Source organism: Paractinoplanes brasiliensis, from assembly GCF_004362215.1.
GTDB classification, from domain to species: Bacteria; Actinomycetota; Actinomycetes; order Mycobacteriales; family Micromonosporaceae; genus Actinoplanes; species Actinoplanes brasiliensis.
Genome location: NZ_SNWR01000001.1, coordinates 7,152,449 through 7,171,478, shown reverse-complemented (window position 1 = coordinate 7,171,478; position 19,030 = coordinate 7,152,449). Strand labels below are relative to the sequence as shown.

Genomic DNA, 19,030 nt, shown 5'->3' with positions numbered 1-19,030 from the left:
TGGGGTTCGGCCGCGAGGCCACGGAGACCGCTGGGGTTCGGCCGCGAGGCCACGGAGACCGCTGGGGTTCGGCCGCGAGGCCACGGAGACCGCTGGGGTTCGGCCGCGAGCCACGGAGACCGCTGGGGTTCGGCCGCGAGGCCACGGAGACCGCTGGGGTTCGGCCGCGAGGCCGCGGGGCATGGGCATGGCACAGCTCAGCCGAAAGGGTCGCTAGGGCTGGGGTTGGCCCGCGGGGGCCACGGACACGGCTACGGCTGGGGTCGGCCCGCGGGGCCACGGACATGGGCCACAGCTGAGCCGACAGGTCGCTTACGGCCGAGGCTGGCCCGCCCGGCCACGGACACGGCTGGCTACAGCTGAGCCGACGGGGTTACGGCTGGGGTTGGCCGTCGAGGTCGCCGGTTGGGTGACTGACGGTGACGGGGGCGGGGTGGCGCTGGGCCGGGACGGAGAGGACGGAAGGGCGGGGCACCAGGGCGTGGACGACACCGAGCAGGCCGAGCACGGCGATCGCGTCGAGCCAGTAGTGGTTGCCGGTGACGACCACGACGACCAGCGTGATCGCGGGGTGGGCCAGCCACAGCCAGCGCTTCCAGCCCGCGGTGGTGCCGATCAGCGCGAGGGCCACCACCACGGCCCAGCCGACGTGCAGGGAGGGCATGGCCGCGTACTGGTTGGAGAGGGAGTCGCTGGAGGGAGCGCCGTAGACGGAGGGGCCGAGCAGGCGGCCGGTGTCGACGATGCCTACGCCGCTCAGCATGCGCGGCGGGGCGAGGGGGTACAGAGCGTGGATGACCAGCGCGAACGCTGTCAGGGTGGCCAAGGTCCGGCGCATCCACAGGTACGTTTCGGGCTTACGGACGTACATCCAGATCAATGCGGCTGCCGTCGCCGGGAAATGCACGTACGCGTAGAAGTAGTTGGCGGCCCGCACCCACCACTCGTGGCTGAGCAGGGAGATCTGCAGGCCGGCCTCGCTGGGCAGGTGCAGGGTCCGTTCGAAGTCCCAGATCGCCGACGCGTTGTTCATCGCCTCGGTGACGTGCCCGTCGACGAGCAGGCGGCCCATCTTGTAGGCCAGGAACAGCGCGGCTACGAGAGCGAACTCCCGCAGCGCACGTCGCACCGCTGTGCCGTTCACGTGCACCTCCGGACGACCTCGCCGGAAGACCGAAGTCGATCTCCCAGGATCGCCCTGTCGTTGCACTACGCGCAATCATTCGCACTGCGAAACTAATCACACGGCCACAACAAACGTCGGACGACGCAAACTCAAAGATCAAGTGAACGGCGAAGATATCAAGGTCACGCAAAGGCGCGTGCTCAGCTCATCGACCGAGATCCGGAACGTTTCGGAGAGGTGGACGCCATCCGTGCCGACTGCGGAAGTGACCAGTCGGCGCAAACCCGGATCAGACAGGCACGCCGAGGTCGGCGGAGAGGGTGGCCGCGAGCACCAAGTAAGCCCGGGGGTAGCGAGGTCGCGGGACCGCGGAGCAGAAGGCCAGGTCGCTGACGGGAAGCACGGGGCCCGAACAACGGACGGGCGGCTCGCTCACGGGGAAGCACGGGGCCCGAACAGCGGACGGGCGGGTCGCTGACGGCTGTGATCAGCTGGGAGGCTCGGAGGGGAACGGAGGAGGGGGCGAAAGGACCTGCTGAGCGATGCGGAAGGCGGCGTTGGCGGCCGGGACACCGCAGTAGATGGCGGACTGCAGCAGGACTTCCTTGATCTCGTCGTCGGTCAGGCCGTTGGTCCGGGCCGCCCGCAGGTGCATCGCCAGCTCCTCGTGGTGGCCGAGCGCGACCAGGGCCGTCAGCGTGATCATGGATCGGCTGCGGCGGTCGAGGCCCGGGCGGGTCCAGATCTCGCCCCACGCGTACGTGGTGATCAGGTCCTGGAAGTCGCGGGTGAACTCGGTTGTGCCGGCGAGCGCGCGGTCGACGTGCTCGTCACCGAGCACCTGGCGACGGACGCGCAGGCCGGCGTCGCGTGCACGGTCGAGGGTGGCGGGGCCGGCGAACTGTTCCTCCAGCAGCGCCGCCACTTCGGCCGGTTTCTCGGCAGGGGCGAGATGGGCGACATTTTCCAGCACGACCAGACGGCCGTCACGCACCGCGGAGGCGATCCGGGCCAGGCCGTCGGGCGGGGTCGGCAGGTCGTCGGCGCCGGCGATGGCGAGCACGGGCGCGGTGATCTCGCCGAGCCTGGCGCGGACGTCGAACTCGGCCAGCGCCTCGCAGACCAGGGCGTAGCTTTCCGGGTCGGTGGCCCGCAGCGCGTCGAGCAGGGCCGCGGCCACCCCGGGCGAACGCTGGGCGAAACCGGGCGCGAACCACCGCTGCTGCGAGGCGCCGGCCACGGCGTGGGTGCCGTCCGCGCGTACGGTCTCGGCTCGCTGCCGCCAACCCGTCGGCTCGCCGATCTTCGCGGCGGTGCAGATCAGCACGGCCGACTCGATCCGGCCGGGCGCGTCGAGCAGCAACTGCAGACCGACCGTGCCGCCCACCGACACACCCGCGTAGCGGAACGGCGCGCCGGGGCGCAGCTGGTCGGCGAGCGCCAAGACCTCGCGCGCCAGGTCGGCGACCCCGAAGGGGCGGGGCGCGGGTGGGCTGTCGCCGTGGCCGGGCAGGTCCCAGGCGACGACGTGGTGCTCGCCCTGGAAACGTTCGGCACAGCGCCGCCACAGTGCGGCGGCCGAAGTTCCCAGCGACGGCCCGAGCAGCAGCAGGGGGCGGCCGGGGGCGTCGACGAGAGTGGTCGCGGTCAGCATGGCTTCTCCCCCGCTCGCGCCAGCGCGGCGTCGATGATCTCGTCAGTGGCCCCGCGATAGAAGGGATCACGGTAAGGGCCGCGGTGGGAGGGCTCGGCGGCAGCCCCGCGGTGGGAACCGCCGGCGTCCGCGCCGGGGGCGGAACGGCCGGCGGCAGCCCCGCGGTCGGAACGGCCGGCGTCCGCATCACGGTCGGAACCGCCGGCGTCCGCTCCGGGGGCGGAACGGCCGGCGGCAGCCCCACGGTCGGAACGGCCGGCGTCCGCGTCACGGTCGGAACCGCCGACGCCCGCGCCGGGGTGGTAGCGGTCGGGCGCCGGGGCGGGATCACGAGTGGGGGGTGGGGAGTATTTGTGCTGTTCGGCGTCGATGGCGGGGCGGGCGGCGGCCAGGGTTGCGGCCATGCGTTGCTCGTCGACGTGCAGTCCGTCCAGCATTTCGGCGGTTTGAGAACCCGCGACCACCGTACGCCGGGTCAGGGTGCGCGCCGTCGCCCACTCGACGTGCCAGGCGCCGTCGGCTCGTTCGTCCACCATGGTGGCCGAGGCTGTGTGCAGGGTTGCCGCCAGCGGGGGTGCGGCCAGCGCGGCCCGCCGCACGAGCACGGCCAGGGTCGGGTTCCTCTTGCCGGGCATCGCGGACGAGCCGCCGCCGTGGGCCAGGGACACCTCGCCGATCTCGGGGCGGGTCAGTTGCAGCACGTCGTTGGCGATCCGGCCCCAGGCGTCGGTGCAGGTCACGAGCGCGTCGCCGAACCGGGTGAGCGGCGCCCGGCCGGTGTGCCAGGGCTGGCGCAGGGGCAGGCCGAGCCGGGCGGCGGTGGCGGCGACCCGGGCCACCGCCAGTTCGGGTGAGCCCTCGATGGCCACCACCGCGGCCAGGCTGCCGGCCGCGCCGCCGATCTGGATCGGGAGCTGGGCCGCGGCCAGGGCGTCCCGGGCGTCGAGCACACCCTGGAGCCAGCCCGCGGCTTTGAGCCCGAACGTGATGGGGACGGCGTGCTGGGTGAGGGTGCGGCCGGCCATGCCGGTGTGGCGGTGCCGGTCGGCCAGGGCGGCCAGGGTGGCGATCTGGGCGCCGAGGTCGGCGTGGACCCGGGCTGCGGCTTCGCGCAGGCAGAGCACGAGGGCCGTGTCGAGCACGTCCTGGCTGGTCAGGCCGAGGTGCAGGCGGGGCTCGTCGATCCGCGTACGAAGGAGGGAGAGCAGCGGGATGACCGGGTTGCCGCCCTCTTCGGCGGCCTCGCTCAGGTGCTGCAGATCGTCCGGCCCGGCCAGGGCGGACAGGTCGGCGTCGATCCAGGCCGACTCGACCCGCAGCATGGCGGCGAGGAAGCTCGCGTCGGTGCACAGGTCGTCCGCCCGCGCGTCACCCGGCCAGAGCAGATCGCTCATCGGACCGGCCGGAGAAGGGTCACCGGGCCTGCCGGGGATAGCTCAGGAACACCGTCTCACCTTCGCCCTGCAGGTGGATGTCGAAGAGCAGCCCGCGCTCCTCGCGACTGACGATCAGCGTATCGCGCAGCCCGGGTTCGAGCCCGTCGAGCAGCGGATCCGGTTCGTCGCCGGGAAGGTAGGCGCGCGTGAAGAGGCGGTCGGTGAGCCCGCGGGCGAACACGGTGACCGCGATGAACGGGCGGCGCCCCGGCGAGGTCGCGCCCGGGACCAGCGTGGAGAACCAGTAGTTGCCGTCGCCGTCGGTCTGGCTCCTGCCCCACCCGGTGAACGTGAAACCGTCGCGGTGCAGGGAGCCGGTGGCACGGGGCACACGGCCCGACCCGTCGGCTTGCCAGATCTCGATCGCCGAGTCGGGAACGCCGGCGCCCGCACCGTCCAGGACGCGCCCGTGGAGGCGTACGGCGTCGGGGTGGCCCGGGGGAACGAGGAGGTTGCCGCCTTCGACGGTGAGGCCCAGGTGGAGGAACGGCCCGACGGTCTGACCGGGTGCGATGCTCACTCTTCCTCCAGGGGCGTGCGGTGGGTGCCGCTGAGCACGATGTCCCACCGGTAGCCGAGCCGGTACTCCGGTGTCGTCAGGTCGTGGTCGTAGGTGGCGACGAGCAGTTCGCGCGCCTTGGGGTCGGTGATCGACTGATAGATCGGGTCGAGGTCGAACAGCGGGTCGCCCGGGAAGTACATCTGTGTCACCAGGCGTTGCGTGAAGTCGGTGCCGAACAGCGAGAAGTGGATGTGCGCGGGCCGCCACGCGTTGACGTGGTTGCGCCACGGGTACGCGCCCGGCTTGATCGTCTGGAACGAGTAGACGCCGTCGGAGTCGGTCAGGCAGCGGCCGGCGCCGACGAAGTTGGGGTCGAGCGGGGCCGGGTGCTGGTCGCGTTGATGCCAGTAACGCCCCGACGCGTTGGCCTGCCAGATTTCGACAAGCTGATTCCGTACGGGTCGTCCCTCGCCGTCGGTGATCCGCCCGGTGACGACCATGCGTTCACCCAGCGGCTCGCCCGAGCGCTGGATCGTCAGGTCGGCCTCGGTCGCGGCGACGTCGGCGTGCCCGAAGCAGGGCGCCCACAGCTCGACGCCCTCGGGGTCGACCAGTTGCCGGTCGCGGGTCGGGTGCCGCAGGACGCTGCTGCGATAGGGCGGGTAGTCCAGGCGGGGCTGCGGTCCCCCGCTCCCCCGCAGCTCGTCGATCTCGCGGCTGATGTCGGCCTGGGTCGTCACGGTGGGGACGCTAGACCAGGCGACGGCGGCGGCACGATACTTGCCTTCCGTCCAGTGGAAGGGGTGCCCATGGCGGCCAGTGTGACCTCCCGGGCCCTGGCGTTGCTCGGCGCTTACGACGCGGAGCACCGCAGCCTGACGTTGAGCGAGCTCAGCCGCCGGTCCGGGCTGCCGCTGGCGACGGCGCACCGGCTGGTCGGCGAGCTGCGCGAGTGGGGTGCGCTGGCCCGGCTGGACTCGGGCGAATACGTGATCGGGCGCCGGTTGTGGGATCTCGGGCTGCTCGCGCCGGTGCAGTCCGGGCTGCGCCAGGCCGCGTCGCCGTTCCTGCACGACCTGTACGGCGCCACCCTGGCCACGGTGCATCTGGCGGTCCGCGACGGCTGCGAGGCGCTGTACGTCGACCGGTTGTCGGGGCACGTGTCGGTGCCGGTGGTCAGCAAGGTCGGGTCGAGGCTTCCGCTGCACGCCACGGGGGTCGGCAAGGTGCTTCTCGCGTACGCTCCGGAGCCCGTACGGCGGGAGGCGTTCGCGCGGCTGACACGGGTCACGCCGTACACGATCACCCAACCGGCCCGGCTGGCCGAGCAGCTCCGCCGCGTCCGCTCCGACGGGTACGCGACCACGGGTGAGGAGATGAGCCTGGGCGCGTGCTCGGTCGCGGTGCCCGTACGGGGTCCTGCCGACGACGTCGTGGCGGCGCTCGGCATCGTCGTGCCGGACCTGCGGCGTGAACAGGCCCGGCTGGTGTCGGCGTTGCAGGTGGCAGCCCACGGGATCGGCCGTACGCTGGCTTCCGCTGAACGGAAACAGGTCCTTGCCCGCGGCGCCGGGGCTGCCGTTGGCTGAACCCATGCGCACCCAGGTCGCCATCATCGGCGCCGGCCCGGCCGGTCTGCTCCTCGCCCACCTGCTGCACCGCGGCGGCGTCGAGGCGGTGGTGATCGAGACCCGCTCGCAGGAGTACGTGGCCGCCCGCATCCGGGCCGGCATCCTGGAGAGCTCGAGCGTCGAGCTGCTGGAGTCGGTGGGGCTGGGCGATCGGTTGCGCGCCGAGGGCCACGAGCACCGCGGGATCTATCTGCAGATGCCCGGCGAGCGGCACCACCTGGACTTCGTCGACCTGGCCGGGCGCAGCGTCTGGGTCTACGGCCAGACCGAGGTGCAGAAGGACCTGGTGGCGGCGGGTACGGCGGACGTGCGCTACGAGGTCAGCGACGTGGTGCTGCATTCGGTGGAGGATCGGCCGTACGTGACCTTCGTGGACTCGGCGGGGAAGGCGCGACGGCTGGACGCGGATGTGATCGCGGGCTGCGACGGGTCGTTCGGCCCCGCACGCGCCGCGGCGGCGCCGGACGAACGGTTCGAGCGGGTGTACCCGTACTCGTGGCTCGGGATCCTGGCCGATGTGGCGCCGTCGACCGACGAGCTGATCTACGCGTGGCACCCGGACGGGTTCGCGCTGCACTCGATGCGCTCCGAGACGGTGAGCCGGCTCTACCTGCAGGTGCCGAACGGGACCGACCCGGCCGACTGGCCCGACGACCGGGTCTGGGCCGAGCTGGCCAAGCGGCTCGGGCACGGGCAGGACGGCTGGAAGCTGACGCCGGGGCCGGTCACCGACAAGAGCGTGCTGCCGATGCGCAGCTACGTGCAGACCCCGATGCGGCGGGGCCGGCTGTTCCTGGCCGGGGACGCCGCCCACATCGTGCCGCCGACCGGCGCGAAGGGGCTCAACCTGGCCGTCGCCGACGTGGCGCTGCTGAGCCGGGCGTTGGTGGCGCTGCTGGTCGAGGGGGATTCACGGTTCGCCGACAGCTACTCCGACGACGCTCTGCGCCGGGTCTGGCGGTGCACCCACTTCTCGTGGTGGATGACCACGATGCTGCACGCGAGCGGCGACCCGTTCGACGCCCAGCTGCAGCTCTCCCAGCTGCGCTGGGTCACCACCAGCCAGGCCGGCGCCACCGGCCTGGCTGAGAACTACGCCGGCCTGCCGATCGGCCTCTGACGACGCTCACACTCGGCCGAGATCGACCTCGACCGGGAAGGGCGCAGCCGTCTTGACGACGCCGGTGAAGACCTCCCCGTCGCGGTAGCGTCCCGCCGCGGGATCGAGCACGTACGTGTAGACAAGTGGTGTGCCCGTCGCGGCCTGCTCGACACGCCAATAGAACTGGATGCCGACCTTGGCATACTGGTCGGCCTTGACGATCCGGTCGGTCGTCTCCGACCCGGGCGAGACAACCTCGACCACCAGGAGCACATGCTCGGGCCGGGTCGGCAGCACGTCCAGGGTGTCGGCCCGGTACACCGTCACGTCGGGGCGGCGGTTGGTCAGCGGCACATCGTGAAGCCGGACGTCGAAGTCGGTGTCGGCGTTCCAGTCCGGCCCCGCGGCGGCGTCGAGGGCGTTTGCCAGGAGCCGGGCTACACGGTTGTGTCGCTTGGACGCGCTCGGACTCACGACGACCATCCCGTCCACGATCTCGATACCCGCGCACTGCTCCTCTGTCCACGAGTCGTACTGCTCGGCCGTGACCTGCTGATGCATCCAGGCCGGCGCAACCATCTCGGCAGTCATGAACACCTCCTGGAACGGGATCGGCGACCAGGCCCAAGATACCGCGCCGCCGGCTTGGCGGGGTGGCCCTCCCGGCGCATGCATAGATGAACATATGCGCAGTTCAGGTCAGCCGGAGATTCCCCCGAGCGGGGTGCGGGCGGGGCGGGTCCGGACGGGTATGTTGGGCGCGGCCGACCGCATTGGAGTGACTCTTGCCCCCCTCCCGCCTCGACGTCGAGGACATCGACTGGAACTCGCCGGACCAGCCTCCGGACGACGACCCGCGCGGCGTCGGGCACGGCAAGTCGCACGACAAGAGCGACAAGAGCGGCAAGGGCGAGCGGGCGATCGGGTCGCTCGAAATTCTTGCCGGGCTGCTCGTGCTGCTGGTGGTGTTCCGCGGGCCGCTGTCCGAGCTGGTCTCCGGGCCGGCCCTGCAGACATGGACCACGGTTTTCGTGTCGGTGCTGGTGCAGGCGGCGCCGTTCCTGGTGTTCGGGGTGGCGCTGTCGGCCGTGATCGCGGTCTACGTGCCGCGCTCCTTCTGGGCCAAGGCCCTGCCGGGTCACCCGGCGCTGGCCGTGCCGGCCGCGAGCCTGGCCGGGGTGGTGCTGCCCGGGTGCGAGTGCGGCAGCGTGCCGATCGCCGGGTCGTTGATCCGCCGCGGGGTCACGCCGGCCGCGGCGCTGGCTTTTCTGCTGGCGGCGCCGGCGATCAACCCGATTGTGCTGACGGCCACGGTGGTCGCGTTCCCGGGGCGGCCCGAGATGGCCGTTGCCCGGGGTGTCGCGAGCCTGGTGGTCGCCGTGCTGATCGGGTGGTTGTGGCTGCGCCTGGGCCGGGCCGAGTGGATCCGGCTGCCGCACCGGCCCGAGCTGGACGACATGTCGAGGGGGCGCGCGTTCTGGGCCGCCTGCCGGCACGACGTGCTGCACGCGGGCGGTTTCCTGGTGGTCGGCGCGGCCGCCGCGGCGACGATCAACGTGGTGGTCCCGGAGGCCTGGCTGACCGGCTTGGCGTCCAGTGAGGTGCTGTCGATCCTCGCCCTGGCGGTGCTGGCCGTGCTGCTGTCGATCTGCAGCGAGGCCGACGCGTTCGTGGCGGCCTCGCTGAGCCAGTTCTCGCTCACGTCACGATTGGTGTTCCTGGTGGTGGGGCCGATGGTCGACCTCAAGCTGATCTCGATGCAGACCGGGGTGTTCGGCCGCCGGTTCGCGGCCCGGTTCGCGCCGGCCACCTTCGTCGTCGCGGTGCTGGTCGCGACCGGAATCGGGCTGGTGCTGCTGTGAGCCGCTTGACCCAGGGTGTCGTCCTGCTGCTGTTCGGGGGTGCGATCCTGCGCGCCTCACTCACCGACCTCTATCTGCGGTACGTCAAGGAGGGTCTGCGGCCGTTCCTGATCGCCACGGGTCTGCTGCTGGTGGCGGCGGCCGTCATGACGATCTGGCATTCGTGGCGGGCGACCGAGCAGGCCGAGCACGACCACGAGCATCACGCTCCGCGCGTCGGGTGGCTGCTCCTGCTGCCGGTGCTGGGACTGTTGCTGGTGGCGCCCCCGGCCCTGGGGTCGTACGCGGCAAATCAGGCCGGAAGCGTGGTGGCCGCCCCCGTCGGTGACTCGGACTATCCCCCGCTGCCCGCCGGTTCCTCGGTCGAGCTGACCCTGATCGATTACGCCTCGCGGGCGCTGTTCGACGAGGGCCGCAGCCTCACCGGTCGCGATCTGCGGCTGACCGGTTTCCTCACCACCGCCCCCGACGGGGCCCCGATGCTGGCCCGGATCGTGCTGTCCTGCTGCGCCGCCGACGGCCGCCCGATCAAGCTGGGGCTGACCGGCCTCGCGCCGATCGACGTCCCCGCCGACACGTGGGTCGAGGTCACCGGTGTCTACACCAGCCGGCGCGGCAAGGACCCGGTGAACAACGTCGACGTGGCCTACCTCGAGGTGAAGTCGTGGCAGGAGGTCCCCCGACCGAAACAGCCGTACGCATGAGGAGGGTCCCGCTGCTGGTGGCTCTGGCCGCCGGGGCCGCGCTGATCGTCACCGGTCCCGGCGACGACGACCGGCCCCCGGCGCCACCGGCCCGCACCGACGCGCTCGCCGCCTGGCCCCAGGCCAAGCGCGCCGACCTGCCCGCCTCGCTCCCAGACGGCCCGCTGTTCGCGCCGACGCTGTTCCTCGACGCGACCACCGCCGTCGGCACGGCGCCCTCACCGGCCGGATCCGAGCAGCGGCTGCTGATCCGTACGGGAAATCAGGTCCGGGAACTCCGGCGGCTCTCGCTCGCCGGGAACCCGCAGTTCGAGGCGTTCACCGCGAGCGACGGCCAGGTGTTCTGGATGGAGTCGGCAGCGGACCGCAAGCCGCAGTTGTGGGCGGCGCGGACCGGCGGCGGACCGGCCCGGCTGCTGACCTCCGACACGGGTCAGGCGGTGTTCTACGGCAACCAGTACGACCTGGTGGTGGCCGACGGCCGGGTGCACTGGGCGGCCGCCGCCGGCAAGCAGACCGAGATCCGGTCGGTTCCCGTCGGCGGGGGCAAGGTGACCGTACGGGTCGAGCCCGGCCAGTGGTCGATGTCGGCCTGGCCGTGGCTGGTGGACGACGGTTCCACGTCGGGTGAGCCTCGGCTGCGCAACCTGACCACGGCCCGCGACACCCCGATCGCCGCCGGCGGCGCCCTCGAGCAGCTCACCTGCGGTCCGGTGTGGTGCCGCTCGATGGTGATGGGCGAGGAGACCCTGGACCGCATCGACCTGGTACGCCCCGACGGCACCGGCCGCCGCAAGATCGCCGGTGGGGCCGCTCAGGCCGCGGTCACCGACGTCGCGGTGCTGGACCGGTTCGAGATCCTGGCCGAGCCGGGCCCCGACACCGAGGTGACCGGCGTGGCCGGGCTGGTCGTCCACGACATCGTCACCGGCCGTACGGTTGACATCGCCGCCAACGCCGACGGCGCCTTCACGCGCGGCGGCATGCTGTGGTGGTCGACCACCACGGGCGACGAGGAGATCACCTGGCACAGCCTCGACCTGCGGACCGTGTGACAGGAAGGCGCCGCCGCGGGGACGGTCCCAACGGCGGCGCCTTCTGACCTGAGCGGCGGCCGGATCAGCCCGACACCGGGCCGGCGGTCAGGTCGTGGAACACGCCGCGCCGTTGAGCGTGAAGCCACTCGGAGCCGCGTTGTTCCCGGTGTGGTTGGCCTGGAAGCCGATCTCGACCGAGGAGCCGGCCGCTATCGTGCCGTTGTAGCTCATGTTGCGCGCCGTGACCTGGCCCGACGTGGGCGAGTAGGTGGCGTTCCAGCCCGAGGTGATGCTCTGCCCGGACGGCAGGGCGAAGCCCAGGCTCCAGCCGTTGATCGCGGTGCTGCCGGTGTTCGCGATCTTCACCTGCGCGGTCAGGCCGGTGTTCCACGCGTTGACCGTCGTCGTCACCCGGCACGCCGCGTCTCCGGTGGGCGGAGGCGTCGTCGGCGGAGGCGTGGTGGGCGGTGGAGTCGTCGGCGGCGGGGTGGTGGGCGGTGGGGTCGTCGGCGGCGGGGTCGTGGTCCCGTCCAGGCCGAAGAAGGAGATCGCCAGCCGCGCCATGCCCGCCAGCGGCAGGTTGTGGCCGGTGTTGGCGACGCTGATCCCCTCGACCGGCGCCTGCACGGCGGAGGAGCCGTACCGCGTACGGGTCCAGCCGCTCTGCGGGGTGTCGGTGAGCACCGGCGTCTGCGAGACCCCCAGCACGTTCGTCCACTGCTTGATCTCCTCACCGAAGTTCGGATACCGCAGCGTGGTGTCGTTCGTGCCGTGCATGACCTGCATGCGGGGACGCCGGCCGGTGTAGCCGGGGTAGGCCGCCCGTACGAGGTCACCCCACGCCTGCGGGGTCCTGGAGACCTGGCCGTTGGCGCAGGCGCTGTTCCACATCGAGCCGTCGGTGGTGGCGAAGCAGCCGAACGGCACGCCCGCGAACGCCGACCCGGCCGCGAACACGTCGGGATAGTCACCGAGCAGGACGTTGGTCATCATCGCGCCCGAGGACGCCCCGGAGACGAACGTGCGGTTGACGTCGGTGCCGTAGCGCTGCTGCACGTACCGGACCATCGACACGATGCCGGCCGGGTCACTGTTGCCGTCGTGCCGCAGGGCACCCGGAGTGGAGACGTCGAAACACTGGCCCGACCGCGTGGCCGACGGGTAGATGACGATGAACCCGTACTGGTCGGCGAGCGACGCGAACTCCGTGCCGGAATAGAACGCCGGGCCTGTGCCGGTGCAGTAGTGCACGGCCACGAGCAGACCCGGGTTGGCGGCGAGGCGATCCGGGACGTACAGGTGCATGCGGAGGTTGGTGGGGTTGTTGCCGAAACCGGTCACCTCTTGCAGGGACGCGGCCCGGGCCGGGAGGGCGGGTGCGGCAAGCGCGAGGCCGGCGGCCGCCAGCACGGCGACCACGGCACGCCGGAGAGTTCTCATGGTGATCCCCTCGGAAGGCCGCGGGCGCCCGGTGGAAAGCGCCCGCGGCCAAGTCGATCAGCGTCCCGTGCAGGTGGAGACGGACGGGCCGGTGCCCGTGCCCTGGAAGCCGAACTCGGTGGTGGCGCCGGCGTTGACCGAGCCGTTGTACGACACGTTGCTGAAGCTCGTGCCGCTGACCTGCGCGTTCCAGGCGTTGGTGACGGCCGCGCCGGCGGGAAGGGTGACGTTCACGGTCCAGCCGTTGAGACGGTTGGCGCCCGCGGTCACCCGCACGGTGGCGACGAAGCCGCCGTTCCACTGGTTGAGGGTGATCGTCGAGGTGCAGCCCGAGCCGGCGGGTGGCGACGTCGGCGGGGAGGTCGGGGGCGAGGTGGGCGGGGAGGTCGGGGGCGAGGTCGGGGGCGAGGTGGGCGGCGACGTCGGCGTGGTCACGCTGTTGAGCACGTCGAGGACCGAGTTGTACGCGGCCTTCTTGTTGCCGCTGTTGTCGAACAGGAGCGGGGTGCCGCTGGCCCGCCACGAGTCGCTGTCGCGGATGCCCCACACGGTGATGCCGTTGCAGCGGGTCACCGCAAGGCAGGCGCGCACGGCCGCCGCGTAGGAGTTGGCCTGCGCCGTTCCGGACCCTTCGATGTCGAGCTCGGTGATCTGCACGTCGACGCCCAGGTTGGCGAAGCGCTGCAGGTTGGCCTGGTAGTCCGAGGGCAGCGGGGACTGCGCGTTGAAGTGCGACTGGAAGCCGACGCAGTCGATCGGCACGCCGCGGGCCTTGAAGTCCTGCACCATCGCGTAGACCGCATTGCTCTTCGCGTTCTGCCCGTCGGTGTTGTAGTCGTTGTAGCAGAGCTTGGCGGCCGGGTCGGCGGCGCGGGCGGCGCGGAACGCGGCCTCGATCCAGTCGTTGCCGGTGCGCTGCAGGTTGGAGTCGCGGCGGGCGCCGGACCCGCCGTCCTCGAACGCCTCGTTGACCACGTCCCACGAGTCGATCTGGCCCTTGTAGTGGGTGGCGACCTGGGTGACGTGGTTGAGCATCGCGTTGCGCAGCGCGGTGCCGCTCAGGCTCGAGGTCCAGCCCGGCTGCTGCTGGTGCCAGGCGAGCGCGTGGCCGCGTACCTTGGCCCCGATGGACCGGGCCCGCGCCACGATCTGGTCGGCCGAGCCGAAGCTGAACTGATTCTGCTGCGGCTCGGTCGCGTCCCACTTCATCTCGTTCTCGGGCGTGATCGAGTTGAACTCCCGGTTCAGGATGCCCGAGTACGTCGAGTCGCTCAGCTTGTACGCCGCGACGGCGGTGCCGAAGTACCGGCCGGAGGCGGCCGCGGACGCGCCCAGCGTGGTGGCGGCGTTCGCGGTGGAGGCCACGGTCAAGGCGCCGGCCGCGACCAGCAGGCCGAGTGAACCGGCGAGGACATGCCGGCTCTTGGGGATATGTCTCATGGCAGGTGCCTTTCGAGCTGAGGGGACGGCACGAACCGAGGGCGCCGGTGGAAGCGCCCTGCGGACCGCTGCAGCAGAAAGTGACCCGGATCGATCGAAACGTTAACGACAAGTTCCGGAAACCACAACGACCAATGTTGTTTACCATTGACGATGGGCGCGCTCCCAGTCGTCACTATTGGCCATTAAAGGGACATTACCGGTTCCGAAAGTTTCGGTAACCCTTTTCCCGTGCAGGGGAACGTGGACATCGATCGCGAGCACGTGCCGCCGTACGGGCATCGACGAAGATCGTTGACTGGAAACGGCGCGCGACCTACGTTCCTACGAGGACTTCTCGTTCGGAATGCCGGAGGCAACGCATGCGACGCGCCTTGAGCGGATTGGCACTGGCCGGGCTGCTTCTCACGGCCACGGCCTGCGGCTCCTCGGGCGAATCGTCCGGCGGGACCGAGTCCGGCGCCGACCAGGTGAAGGTCGGCGTCATCCCGATCCTCGACGTGGCGCCCATCTATCTCGGCAAGGAGAAGGGGTTCTTCACCAGCCGCAACATCGAGCTGACCATGGAGGCCGGGCAGGGCGGCGCAGCCATCGTGCCCGGCGTCGTGAGCGGCCAGTTCCAGTTCGGCTTCAGCAACATGACATCGCTGCTGATCGCGCAGACCAAGAACGTGCCGATCAAGACGGTGGCGGCCGGCGTCGCGTCGACCGGCGAGCAGGGCAAGGACTTCGGCGCCGTGATGGTGAAGGCGGACAGCCCGATCAAGACGGCCGCCGACCTGGCCGGCAAGAAGATCTCGGTCAACACCCTCAAGAACATCGGCGACACGACCGTACGGGAATCCGTGCGCAAGGCCGGCGGCGACCCGAAGAGCGTCGCCTTCGTCGAGATGCCGTTCCCGAACATGCCGGCCGCGCTGCAGGACGGGCAGGTCGACGCGTCCTGGGTTGTGGAGCCGCAACTGTCGCAGGTCAAGGCGGCCGGCGGGCGGCTGGTGGCGTCCAACTTCGTCGACGCCGCGCCCGGCCTGACGGTGGCCGCGTACTTCACCTCGGCCAAGCTCGCCGGTGAGGACGCCGACCTGGTCAAGCGGTTCACCGAGGCGATCAACGAGTCTTTGACGTACGCCGGCTCCCACCCCGACGAGGTGCGCGCGGTCCTCGGCAGCTACACGAAGATCGACGAGAAGACCCGCGGCGAGCTGATCCTTCCGAAGTGGCCTACCGAGATCAACCAGGCGTCGGTCGAGACGCTGGCCAAGCTGGGCGAACAGGACGGCATCTTCGACGGCGCCACTCCCGACGTGAGCAAAATTCTTCCGTGAAGGGGCTCGCCGGCCTGGCCGGTCTCCTCCTGCTCGTCGAGGCGTTGCCACGGCTCGGACTGGTCGACGACGCTTACCTGCCGCCCACCAGCCGGATAGCGGCCGCGCTGGGCGACGAGGTGGTCACGGCCGAGTTCTGGCGGGCGGTCGGCGACACCCTGACCGGCTGGGCGATCGGCCTGACCCTCGCGGTGGTGGCCGGGGTGGTCGCGGGCGTCGTCATCGGCGCTGTTCCGGCGCTGCGGGCGGCGACCGCCTCGACGATCGAGTTCCTGCGGCCGATCCCCTCGGTGGCGCTGATCCCCCTCGCGGTGCTGCTCTACGGCACCGAACTCGGGTCGACCCTGCTGCTCGTCGTGTACGCGGCGTTCTGGCAGGTGCTGGTGCAGGTGCTGTACGGGGTGGCCGACGTCGACCCGATCGCCGAGGAGACCGCGCGCAGTTTCCGGTTCGGCGCCTGGGCTCGCGTCCGGCACGTCCTCTGGCCAACCGCATTGCCGTACGTCTTCACGGGCGTCCGCCTGGCGGCGTCGGTGGCTCTGGTGCTGGCCGTGACCGCGGAGCTCGTCATCGGCGCGCCCGGGCTCGGCAAGATGATCGCCGTCGCGCAGACCTCGGGCGCGGTGCCCGACATGTACGCCCTGATCGCGGTGACCGGCCTGATCGGGGTCGCGATCAACCTGGCCGCCCGGACGTTCGAACGCCGCTCGCTGGCCTGGCACCAGTCCGTACGGCGTGAGGTCCCGGCATGACCGACTGCACCGGAGTGAGCGGAGCGATCGCAGGGCCAGGAGGGCATGCCCACGGAGACTCAGTTTGAAACGGGTGGCGTACGTCCTTGGTCTGCCGGTCGTTCTGTTCGCGGCCTGGTACGTGTTCAGCGCGGGCAGCGAGAACTTCTACGCGCCGCCGCTGCGGGACATCCTCCGCGCCTTCGCGAGGACGTGGACGCTCGACCGCCTCGAAGCCGACGTGCTGCCCAGCCTGCTCCGGCTCGCGGCCGGCTACACGCTGGCGGCGGTGATCGGGGTGGCGCTCGGCCTGGCCATCGGCCTCAGCCCCGGCCTGCGGGCCACCGCCGAACCGGTGCTCGAGTTCTTCCGGGCCGTCCCGCCGCCCGTGCTGGTGCCGGTGATCATGCTGTTCGCCGGGATCGGGGACGGCATGAAGATCATCGTGATCGTGTCCGGTTGCGTCTGGCCCGTGCTGCTGAACACGGTCGAAGGCGTACGGGCGGTCGACAGCGTGCAGCTCGACACCGCCCGCGCGTACGGCGTCACGGGTGTCTCCCGGATCCGCCAGGTCATCCTGCCCTCGGCGTCGCCCCAGATCGCGGCGGGACTGCGGCAGGCGCTGTCGCTCGCGATCATCCTCATGGTGATCAGCGAGATGTTCGCCGCCGGCAACGGGCTCGGCTTCACCATCGTCCAGTTCCAGCGCGGCTTCGCGATCCCCGAGATGTGGAGCGGGATCATCCTGCTCGGACTGCTCGGATTCGGGTTGTCGCTGCTCTTCCGGCTCGCCGAGACGCGGGCCCTCCGCTGGTACCACGGTCTGCGCGCCGCGGCGAGAGGTCGATGACGATGCTCGAGGTGTCCGGACTGCGCAAGGTCTACAAGTCGGGCCGGCGCTCGGTGGAGGCGCTGCGCGACCTGACGTTCAGCGTGGAACGCGGCGAGCTGGTGTGCCTGGTCGGGCCGTCCGGCTGCGGCAAGACCACGCTGCTGCGCTGCATCGCCGGGCTGCTCGAGCCGAGCGGTGGCACGATCCGCCTCGACGGGAACCCGGTCAGCGGTCCCCCGCCGGGGCTGGCGATGGTTTTTCAGGAGTACGGGCGGAGCCTGTTCCCGTGGATGAGTGTGCGCGACAACGTCGAGCTGCCGTTGAAACAGAAGAAGCTTCCCCGTACGCGGCGATCTGTCCTCGTCTCGGAGGCGCTGGACGCCGTGGGGCTGGCCGGCACGGAGTCGGCGTTTCCGTGGCAGCTCTCCGGCGGCATGCAGCAGCGGGTCGCGATCGCGCGGGCCGTGGCGTACGAGCCGTCGACGCTGCTGATGGACGAACCGTTCGCGGCGGTCGACGCGCAGACCCGGGCCGACCTGGAAGATCTGGTGCGGGCGCTGTGGCAGCGGCTCGGGGTGACGGTCCTGTTCATCACCCACGACATCGACGAGGCGGTCTACCTGGGACAACGAGTCGTGATGCTGTCGTCGTCGCCCACTGTCGTGCAGGACGCGATCACCGTCGACCTGCCCGCCGACCGTGATCAACTGCACACCCGGGCGGATGCCCGCTTCACCGAGCTGCGCACCCACGTCTACGAACAGATCCAGAAAGCCAAGCGCGGCGACCCCACCCCCGCATAGCCCTCACCCCGGTTCCTTTTTGGGCATTCGGTCGTTTTGCGAGTGAGGGCCGGGCGCCTCCGGCACTTCAGTCCTCCGCGGATCGACCTCCGGGGTGACCGTGGCATGACCACCGGTAACCGGATTTTGTTCCTTAGCACCACCCACATGGTGCGCAAACGGGGGGATGTGCAAAGCTGCGCGCTACATCCGCAGCTCTCATCGTTCGGAGCCCTTCATATGGCATCGTTCCTCTCCCTTGTTGCCGGGGTCGTCGTCGGATTTGTCGCCGGGTGGTTTGTGCGCGGACTGCGGTCCGGCGCAGCCGCCACGGACGCGACCACCCCGGGCGCCTCCACCACCAACACGCCGGTCACCGCAGTCGAGACCCCGACCACCGAGGACGAGCCGAAGGCCGGCGCGAAGTCCGCGGACAGTGCCGACGAGTCGCCCGCGCCGGTCGCCGTCGCCGAGCCCGTCGTCGACGAGCCCGCCGCCCAGCCGGCCGGCTGGCCTGCGCCGGTCGCTGACGAGCCCGCCGAAGCACCCGCGCCCGTCGCCGTCGCCGGGCCCGCCGCCACCGAGACCGAGACCGAGCCGGTCGCCGTCGCCAAGACCGAGCCGGTTGCCGCCCTCGAGACCGAGCCGGTTGCCGCCGCAGCCGAGCCCGTCGCCGACGAGCCCGCCGTCGTTGCCGAGGCCGAGCCCGTCGCCGTCGTTGCCGAACCGGCCGCCGCTGACGCCGAGCCCGCCGCCGGCATCGAGCCGGTCGCCACTGATGCCGAGCCCGCCGCCGGTGACGCCGAGCCGGTCGCCGGGGCCAAGCCGGCCACCGAGCGGGCCACGGCGCACGTCGACGACCCGCTCGGCGAGACCGTGACCGAGCAGATCCAGCGCACGCCCGCCTCGGCGCGCCCGGCCGAGCCCGAGCCCGTCGCGGTGGCCGCCGAGCCGACAGTCGTGTCGTCGCCCGTGGCCGAGCCCACGCCCGTGGCCGCCAAGCCGGCTCCCAAGCCGCGCGCGGCCCGCACCCGTACGGCCAAGCCGAAGCCGGTCGCCGCCGTTCCGGGTGCGGACGCGGCCGACGAGGTCGCCGCCGTGCCCGCACCCGTCGCTGTCGACGCGGCAGCCTCCACTCCGGACACTGCGGTCCCGGTTCCCGGCGCCGCCGAGCCGGAGCAGGTCGACGCCACGCCCGCGCCGGTCGCCGTGTCCGTGGCCGAGCCGGACGACCTCACCAAGATCCCCGGCATCGGCCCGAAGATGGCCATGGCACTGGCCGCCGGCGGCATCACCACGTACGCGAAGCTCGCCGACACCGACGTCCCCGCCCTGCGCGCGGCCGTCGCCGCGGCCGGCATGCGTTCCGCGCCGAGCCTGGCGACCTGGCCGGAGCGCGCCAAGCAGCTCGCCGCCGACAACTGAC

18 protein-coding genes are annotated in these 19,030 nt (G+C 71.4%); 10 read left to right on the top strand and 8 right to left on the bottom strand.

Going from position 1 to position 19,030, the window contains the following annotated elements:
• Positions 1–373: 373 nt before the first annotated feature.
• The 5 genes from C8E87_RS32020 to pcaH all read right to left on the bottom strand — a co-directional run bounded on the left by C8E87_RS32020 (position 374) and on the right by pcaH (position 5,458).
• Positions 374–1,144 carry a phosphatase PAP2 family protein gene (locus C8E87_RS32020; protein WP_239080518.1) on the bottom strand — a complete coding sequence of 257 codons (771 nt, stop codon included), beginning with the start codon at positions 1,142–1,144 and terminating at the stop codon, positions 374–376.
• A gap of 469 nt (positions 1,145–1,613) precedes the next feature.
• Positions 1,614–2,780 carry a bifunctional 3-oxoadipate enol-lactonase/4-carboxymuconolactone decarboxylase PcaDC gene (gene pcaDC, locus C8E87_RS47015; RefSeq protein WP_133876527.1) on the bottom strand — a complete coding sequence of 389 codons (1,167 nt, stop codon included), beginning with the start codon at positions 2,778–2,780 and terminating at the stop codon, positions 1,614–1,616.
• A complete protein-coding gene (locus C8E87_RS32010) occupies positions 2,774–4,174 on the bottom strand; it encodes a lyase family protein (RefSeq protein ID WP_133876526.1) in 1,401 nt (466 codons plus the stop codon). The genes pcaDC and C8E87_RS32010 overlap by 7 nt, the downstream gene beginning before the upstream one ends.
• Positions 4,175–4,193: 19 nt before the next feature.
• Positions 4,194–4,736 (bottom strand): protocatechuate 3,4-dioxygenase subunit alpha, encoded by a 543-nt coding sequence (gene pcaG / locus C8E87_RS32005; protein WP_133876525.1) that lies wholly within the window; start codon positions 4,734–4,736, stop codon positions 4,194–4,196.
• Positions 4,733–5,458 carry a protocatechuate 3,4-dioxygenase subunit beta gene (pcaH, locus tag C8E87_RS32000; protein WP_133876524.1) on the bottom strand — a complete coding sequence of 242 codons (726 nt, stop codon included), beginning with the start codon at positions 5,456–5,458 and terminating at the stop codon, positions 4,733–4,735. The genes pcaG and pcaH overlap by 4 nt, the downstream gene beginning before the upstream one ends.
• A 69-nt stretch (positions 5,459–5,527) precedes the next feature.
• Here pcaH and C8E87_RS31995 point away from each other — a divergent pair, with 69 nt between their 5' ends.
• A complete protein-coding gene (locus tag C8E87_RS31995; protein ID WP_133876523.1) occupies positions 5,528–6,307 on the top strand; it encodes an IclR family transcriptional regulator in 780 nt (259 codons plus the stop codon).
• A 4-nt stretch (positions 6,308–6,311) separates the two neighbouring features.
• Complete coding sequence (locus C8E87_RS31990; protein ID WP_133876522.1) at positions 6,312–7,469, top strand: 4-hydroxybenzoate 3-monooxygenase; 1,158 nt, start codon at positions 6,312–6,314, stop codon at positions 7,467–7,469.
• Between the two features lie 6 nt (positions 7,470–7,475).
• Here C8E87_RS31990 and C8E87_RS31985 read toward each other — a convergent pair whose 3' ends face one another.
• The gene (locus tag C8E87_RS31985; RefSeq protein ID WP_133876521.1) at positions 7,476–8,042 is read right to left on the bottom strand and encodes a Uma2 family endonuclease; all 567 of its coding nucleotides are present in this window, start codon (positions 8,040–8,042) and stop codon (positions 7,476–7,478) included.
• A 194-nt stretch (positions 8,043–8,236) separates the two neighbouring features.
• On the opposite strand from C8E87_RS31985, the gene C8E87_RS31980 reads away from it, so the two are divergent.
• Genes C8E87_RS31980 through C8E87_RS31970 form a run of 3 tightly spaced genes read left to right on the top strand, consistent with a single transcriptional unit; the run spans position 8,237 to position 11,072 of the window.
• Positions 8,237–9,313: a permease gene (locus C8E87_RS31980; RefSeq protein WP_438866168.1), complete on the top strand. Its 1,077-nt coding sequence runs from the start codon at positions 8,237–8,239 to the stop codon at positions 9,311–9,313.
• A complete protein-coding gene (locus C8E87_RS31975) occupies positions 9,310–10,017 on the top strand; it encodes a TIGR03943 family putative permease subunit (protein WP_133876520.1) in 708 nt (235 codons plus the stop codon). The genes C8E87_RS31980 and C8E87_RS31975 overlap by 4 nt, the downstream gene beginning before the upstream one ends.
• Complete coding sequence (locus tag C8E87_RS31970; protein ID WP_133876519.1) at positions 10,014–11,072, top strand: hypothetical protein; 1,059 nt, start codon at positions 10,014–10,016, stop codon at positions 11,070–11,072. The genes C8E87_RS31975 and C8E87_RS31970 overlap by 4 nt, the downstream gene beginning before the upstream one ends.
• 87 nt (positions 11,073–11,159) lie before the next feature.
• Here C8E87_RS31970 and C8E87_RS31965 read toward each other — a convergent pair whose 3' ends face one another.
• On the bottom strand, positions 11,160–12,494 hold the full coding sequence (locus C8E87_RS31965; RefSeq protein ID WP_133876518.1) for an extracellular catalytic domain type 1 short-chain-length polyhydroxyalkanoate depolymerase: 1,335 nt from the start codon (positions 12,492–12,494) through the stop codon (positions 11,160–11,162).
• 57 nt (positions 12,495–12,551) lie between these two features.
• Entirely contained in the window at positions 12,552–13,934 is a 1,383-nt protein-coding gene (locus C8E87_RS31960) for a glycoside hydrolase family 10 protein (RefSeq protein ID WP_133876517.1), read from the bottom strand.
• A 362-nt stretch (positions 13,935–14,296) separates the two neighbouring features.
• Between C8E87_RS31960 and C8E87_RS31955 the strand changes: the two genes are divergently transcribed.
• The 5 genes from C8E87_RS31955 (at position 14,297) to C8E87_RS31935 (ending at position 19,029) form a co-directional block, all read left to right on the top strand.
• Positions 14,297–15,259, top strand: a complete 963-nt coding sequence (locus C8E87_RS31955; protein WP_133876516.1) for an ABC transporter substrate-binding protein — start codon at positions 14,297–14,299, stop codon at positions 15,257–15,259.
• Positions 15,256–16,011 carry an ABC transporter permease gene (locus C8E87_RS31950; RefSeq protein ID WP_133876515.1) on the top strand — a complete coding sequence of 252 codons (756 nt, stop codon included), beginning with the start codon at positions 15,256–15,258 and terminating at the stop codon, positions 16,009–16,011. Before C8E87_RS31955 ends, C8E87_RS31950 begins: the two co-directional genes overlap by 4 nt.
• Before the next feature lie 73 nt (positions 16,012–16,084).
• Complete coding sequence (locus C8E87_RS31945) at positions 16,085–16,840, top strand: ABC transporter permease (protein ID WP_239080519.1); 756 nt, start codon at positions 16,085–16,087, stop codon at positions 16,838–16,840.
• The gene (locus tag C8E87_RS31940) at positions 16,837–17,625 is read left to right on the top strand and encodes an ABC transporter ATP-binding protein (protein ID WP_307870767.1); all 789 of its coding nucleotides are present in this window, start codon (positions 16,837–16,839) and stop codon (positions 17,623–17,625) included. The genes C8E87_RS31945 and C8E87_RS31940 overlap by 4 nt, the downstream gene beginning before the upstream one ends.
• A gap of 219 nt (positions 17,626–17,844) precedes the next feature.
• Complete coding sequence (locus tag C8E87_RS31935) at positions 17,845–19,029, top strand: helix-hairpin-helix domain-containing protein (RefSeq protein WP_133876513.1); 1,185 nt, start codon at positions 17,845–17,847, stop codon at positions 19,027–19,029.
• The last annotated feature ends 1 nt before the right edge of the window (position 19,030 follow it).

Bases quoted from the DNA above. Each gene is read 5' to 3' on its own strand.
- pcaDC (WP_133876527.1), bottom strand. From the start codon at position 2,780: ATGCTGACCGCGACCACTCTCGTCGACGCCCCCGGCCGCCCCCTGCTG.
- C8E87_RS32010 (WP_133876526.1), bottom strand. From the start codon at position 4,174: ATGAGCGATCTGCTCTGGCCGGGTGACGCGCGGGCGGACGACCTGTGC.
- C8E87_RS31995 (WP_133876523.1), top strand. From the start codon at position 5,528: ATGGCGGCCAGTGTGACCTCCCGGGCCCTGGCGTTGCTCGGCGCTTAC.
- C8E87_RS31990 (WP_133876522.1), top strand. From the start codon at position 6,312: ATGCGCACCCAGGTCGCCATCATCGGCGCCGGCCCGGCCGGTCTGCTC.
- C8E87_RS31985 (WP_133876521.1), bottom strand. From the start codon at position 8,042: ATGACTGCCGAGATGGTTGCGCCGGCCTGGATGCATCAGCAGGTCACG.
- C8E87_RS31970 (WP_133876519.1), top strand. From the start codon at position 10,014: ATGAGGAGGGTCCCGCTGCTGGTGGCTCTGGCCGCCGGGGCCGCGCTG.
- C8E87_RS31965 (WP_133876518.1), bottom strand. From the start codon at position 12,494: ATGAGAACTCTCCGGCGTGCCGTGGTCGCCGTGCTGGCGGCCGCCGGC.
- C8E87_RS31960 (WP_133876517.1), bottom strand. From the start codon at position 13,934: ATGAGACATATCCCCAAGAGCCGGCATGTCCTCGCCGGTTCACTCGGC.
- C8E87_RS31955 (WP_133876516.1), top strand. From the start codon at position 14,297: ATGCGACGCGCCTTGAGCGGATTGGCACTGGCCGGGCTGCTTCTCACG.
- C8E87_RS31940 (WP_307870767.1), top strand. From the start codon at position 16,837: ATGACGATGCTCGAGGTGTCCGGACTGCGCAAGGTCTACAAGTCGGGC.
- C8E87_RS31935 (WP_133876513.1), top strand. From the start codon at position 17,845: ATGGCATCGTTCCTCTCCCTTGTTGCCGGGGTCGTCGTCGGATTTGTC.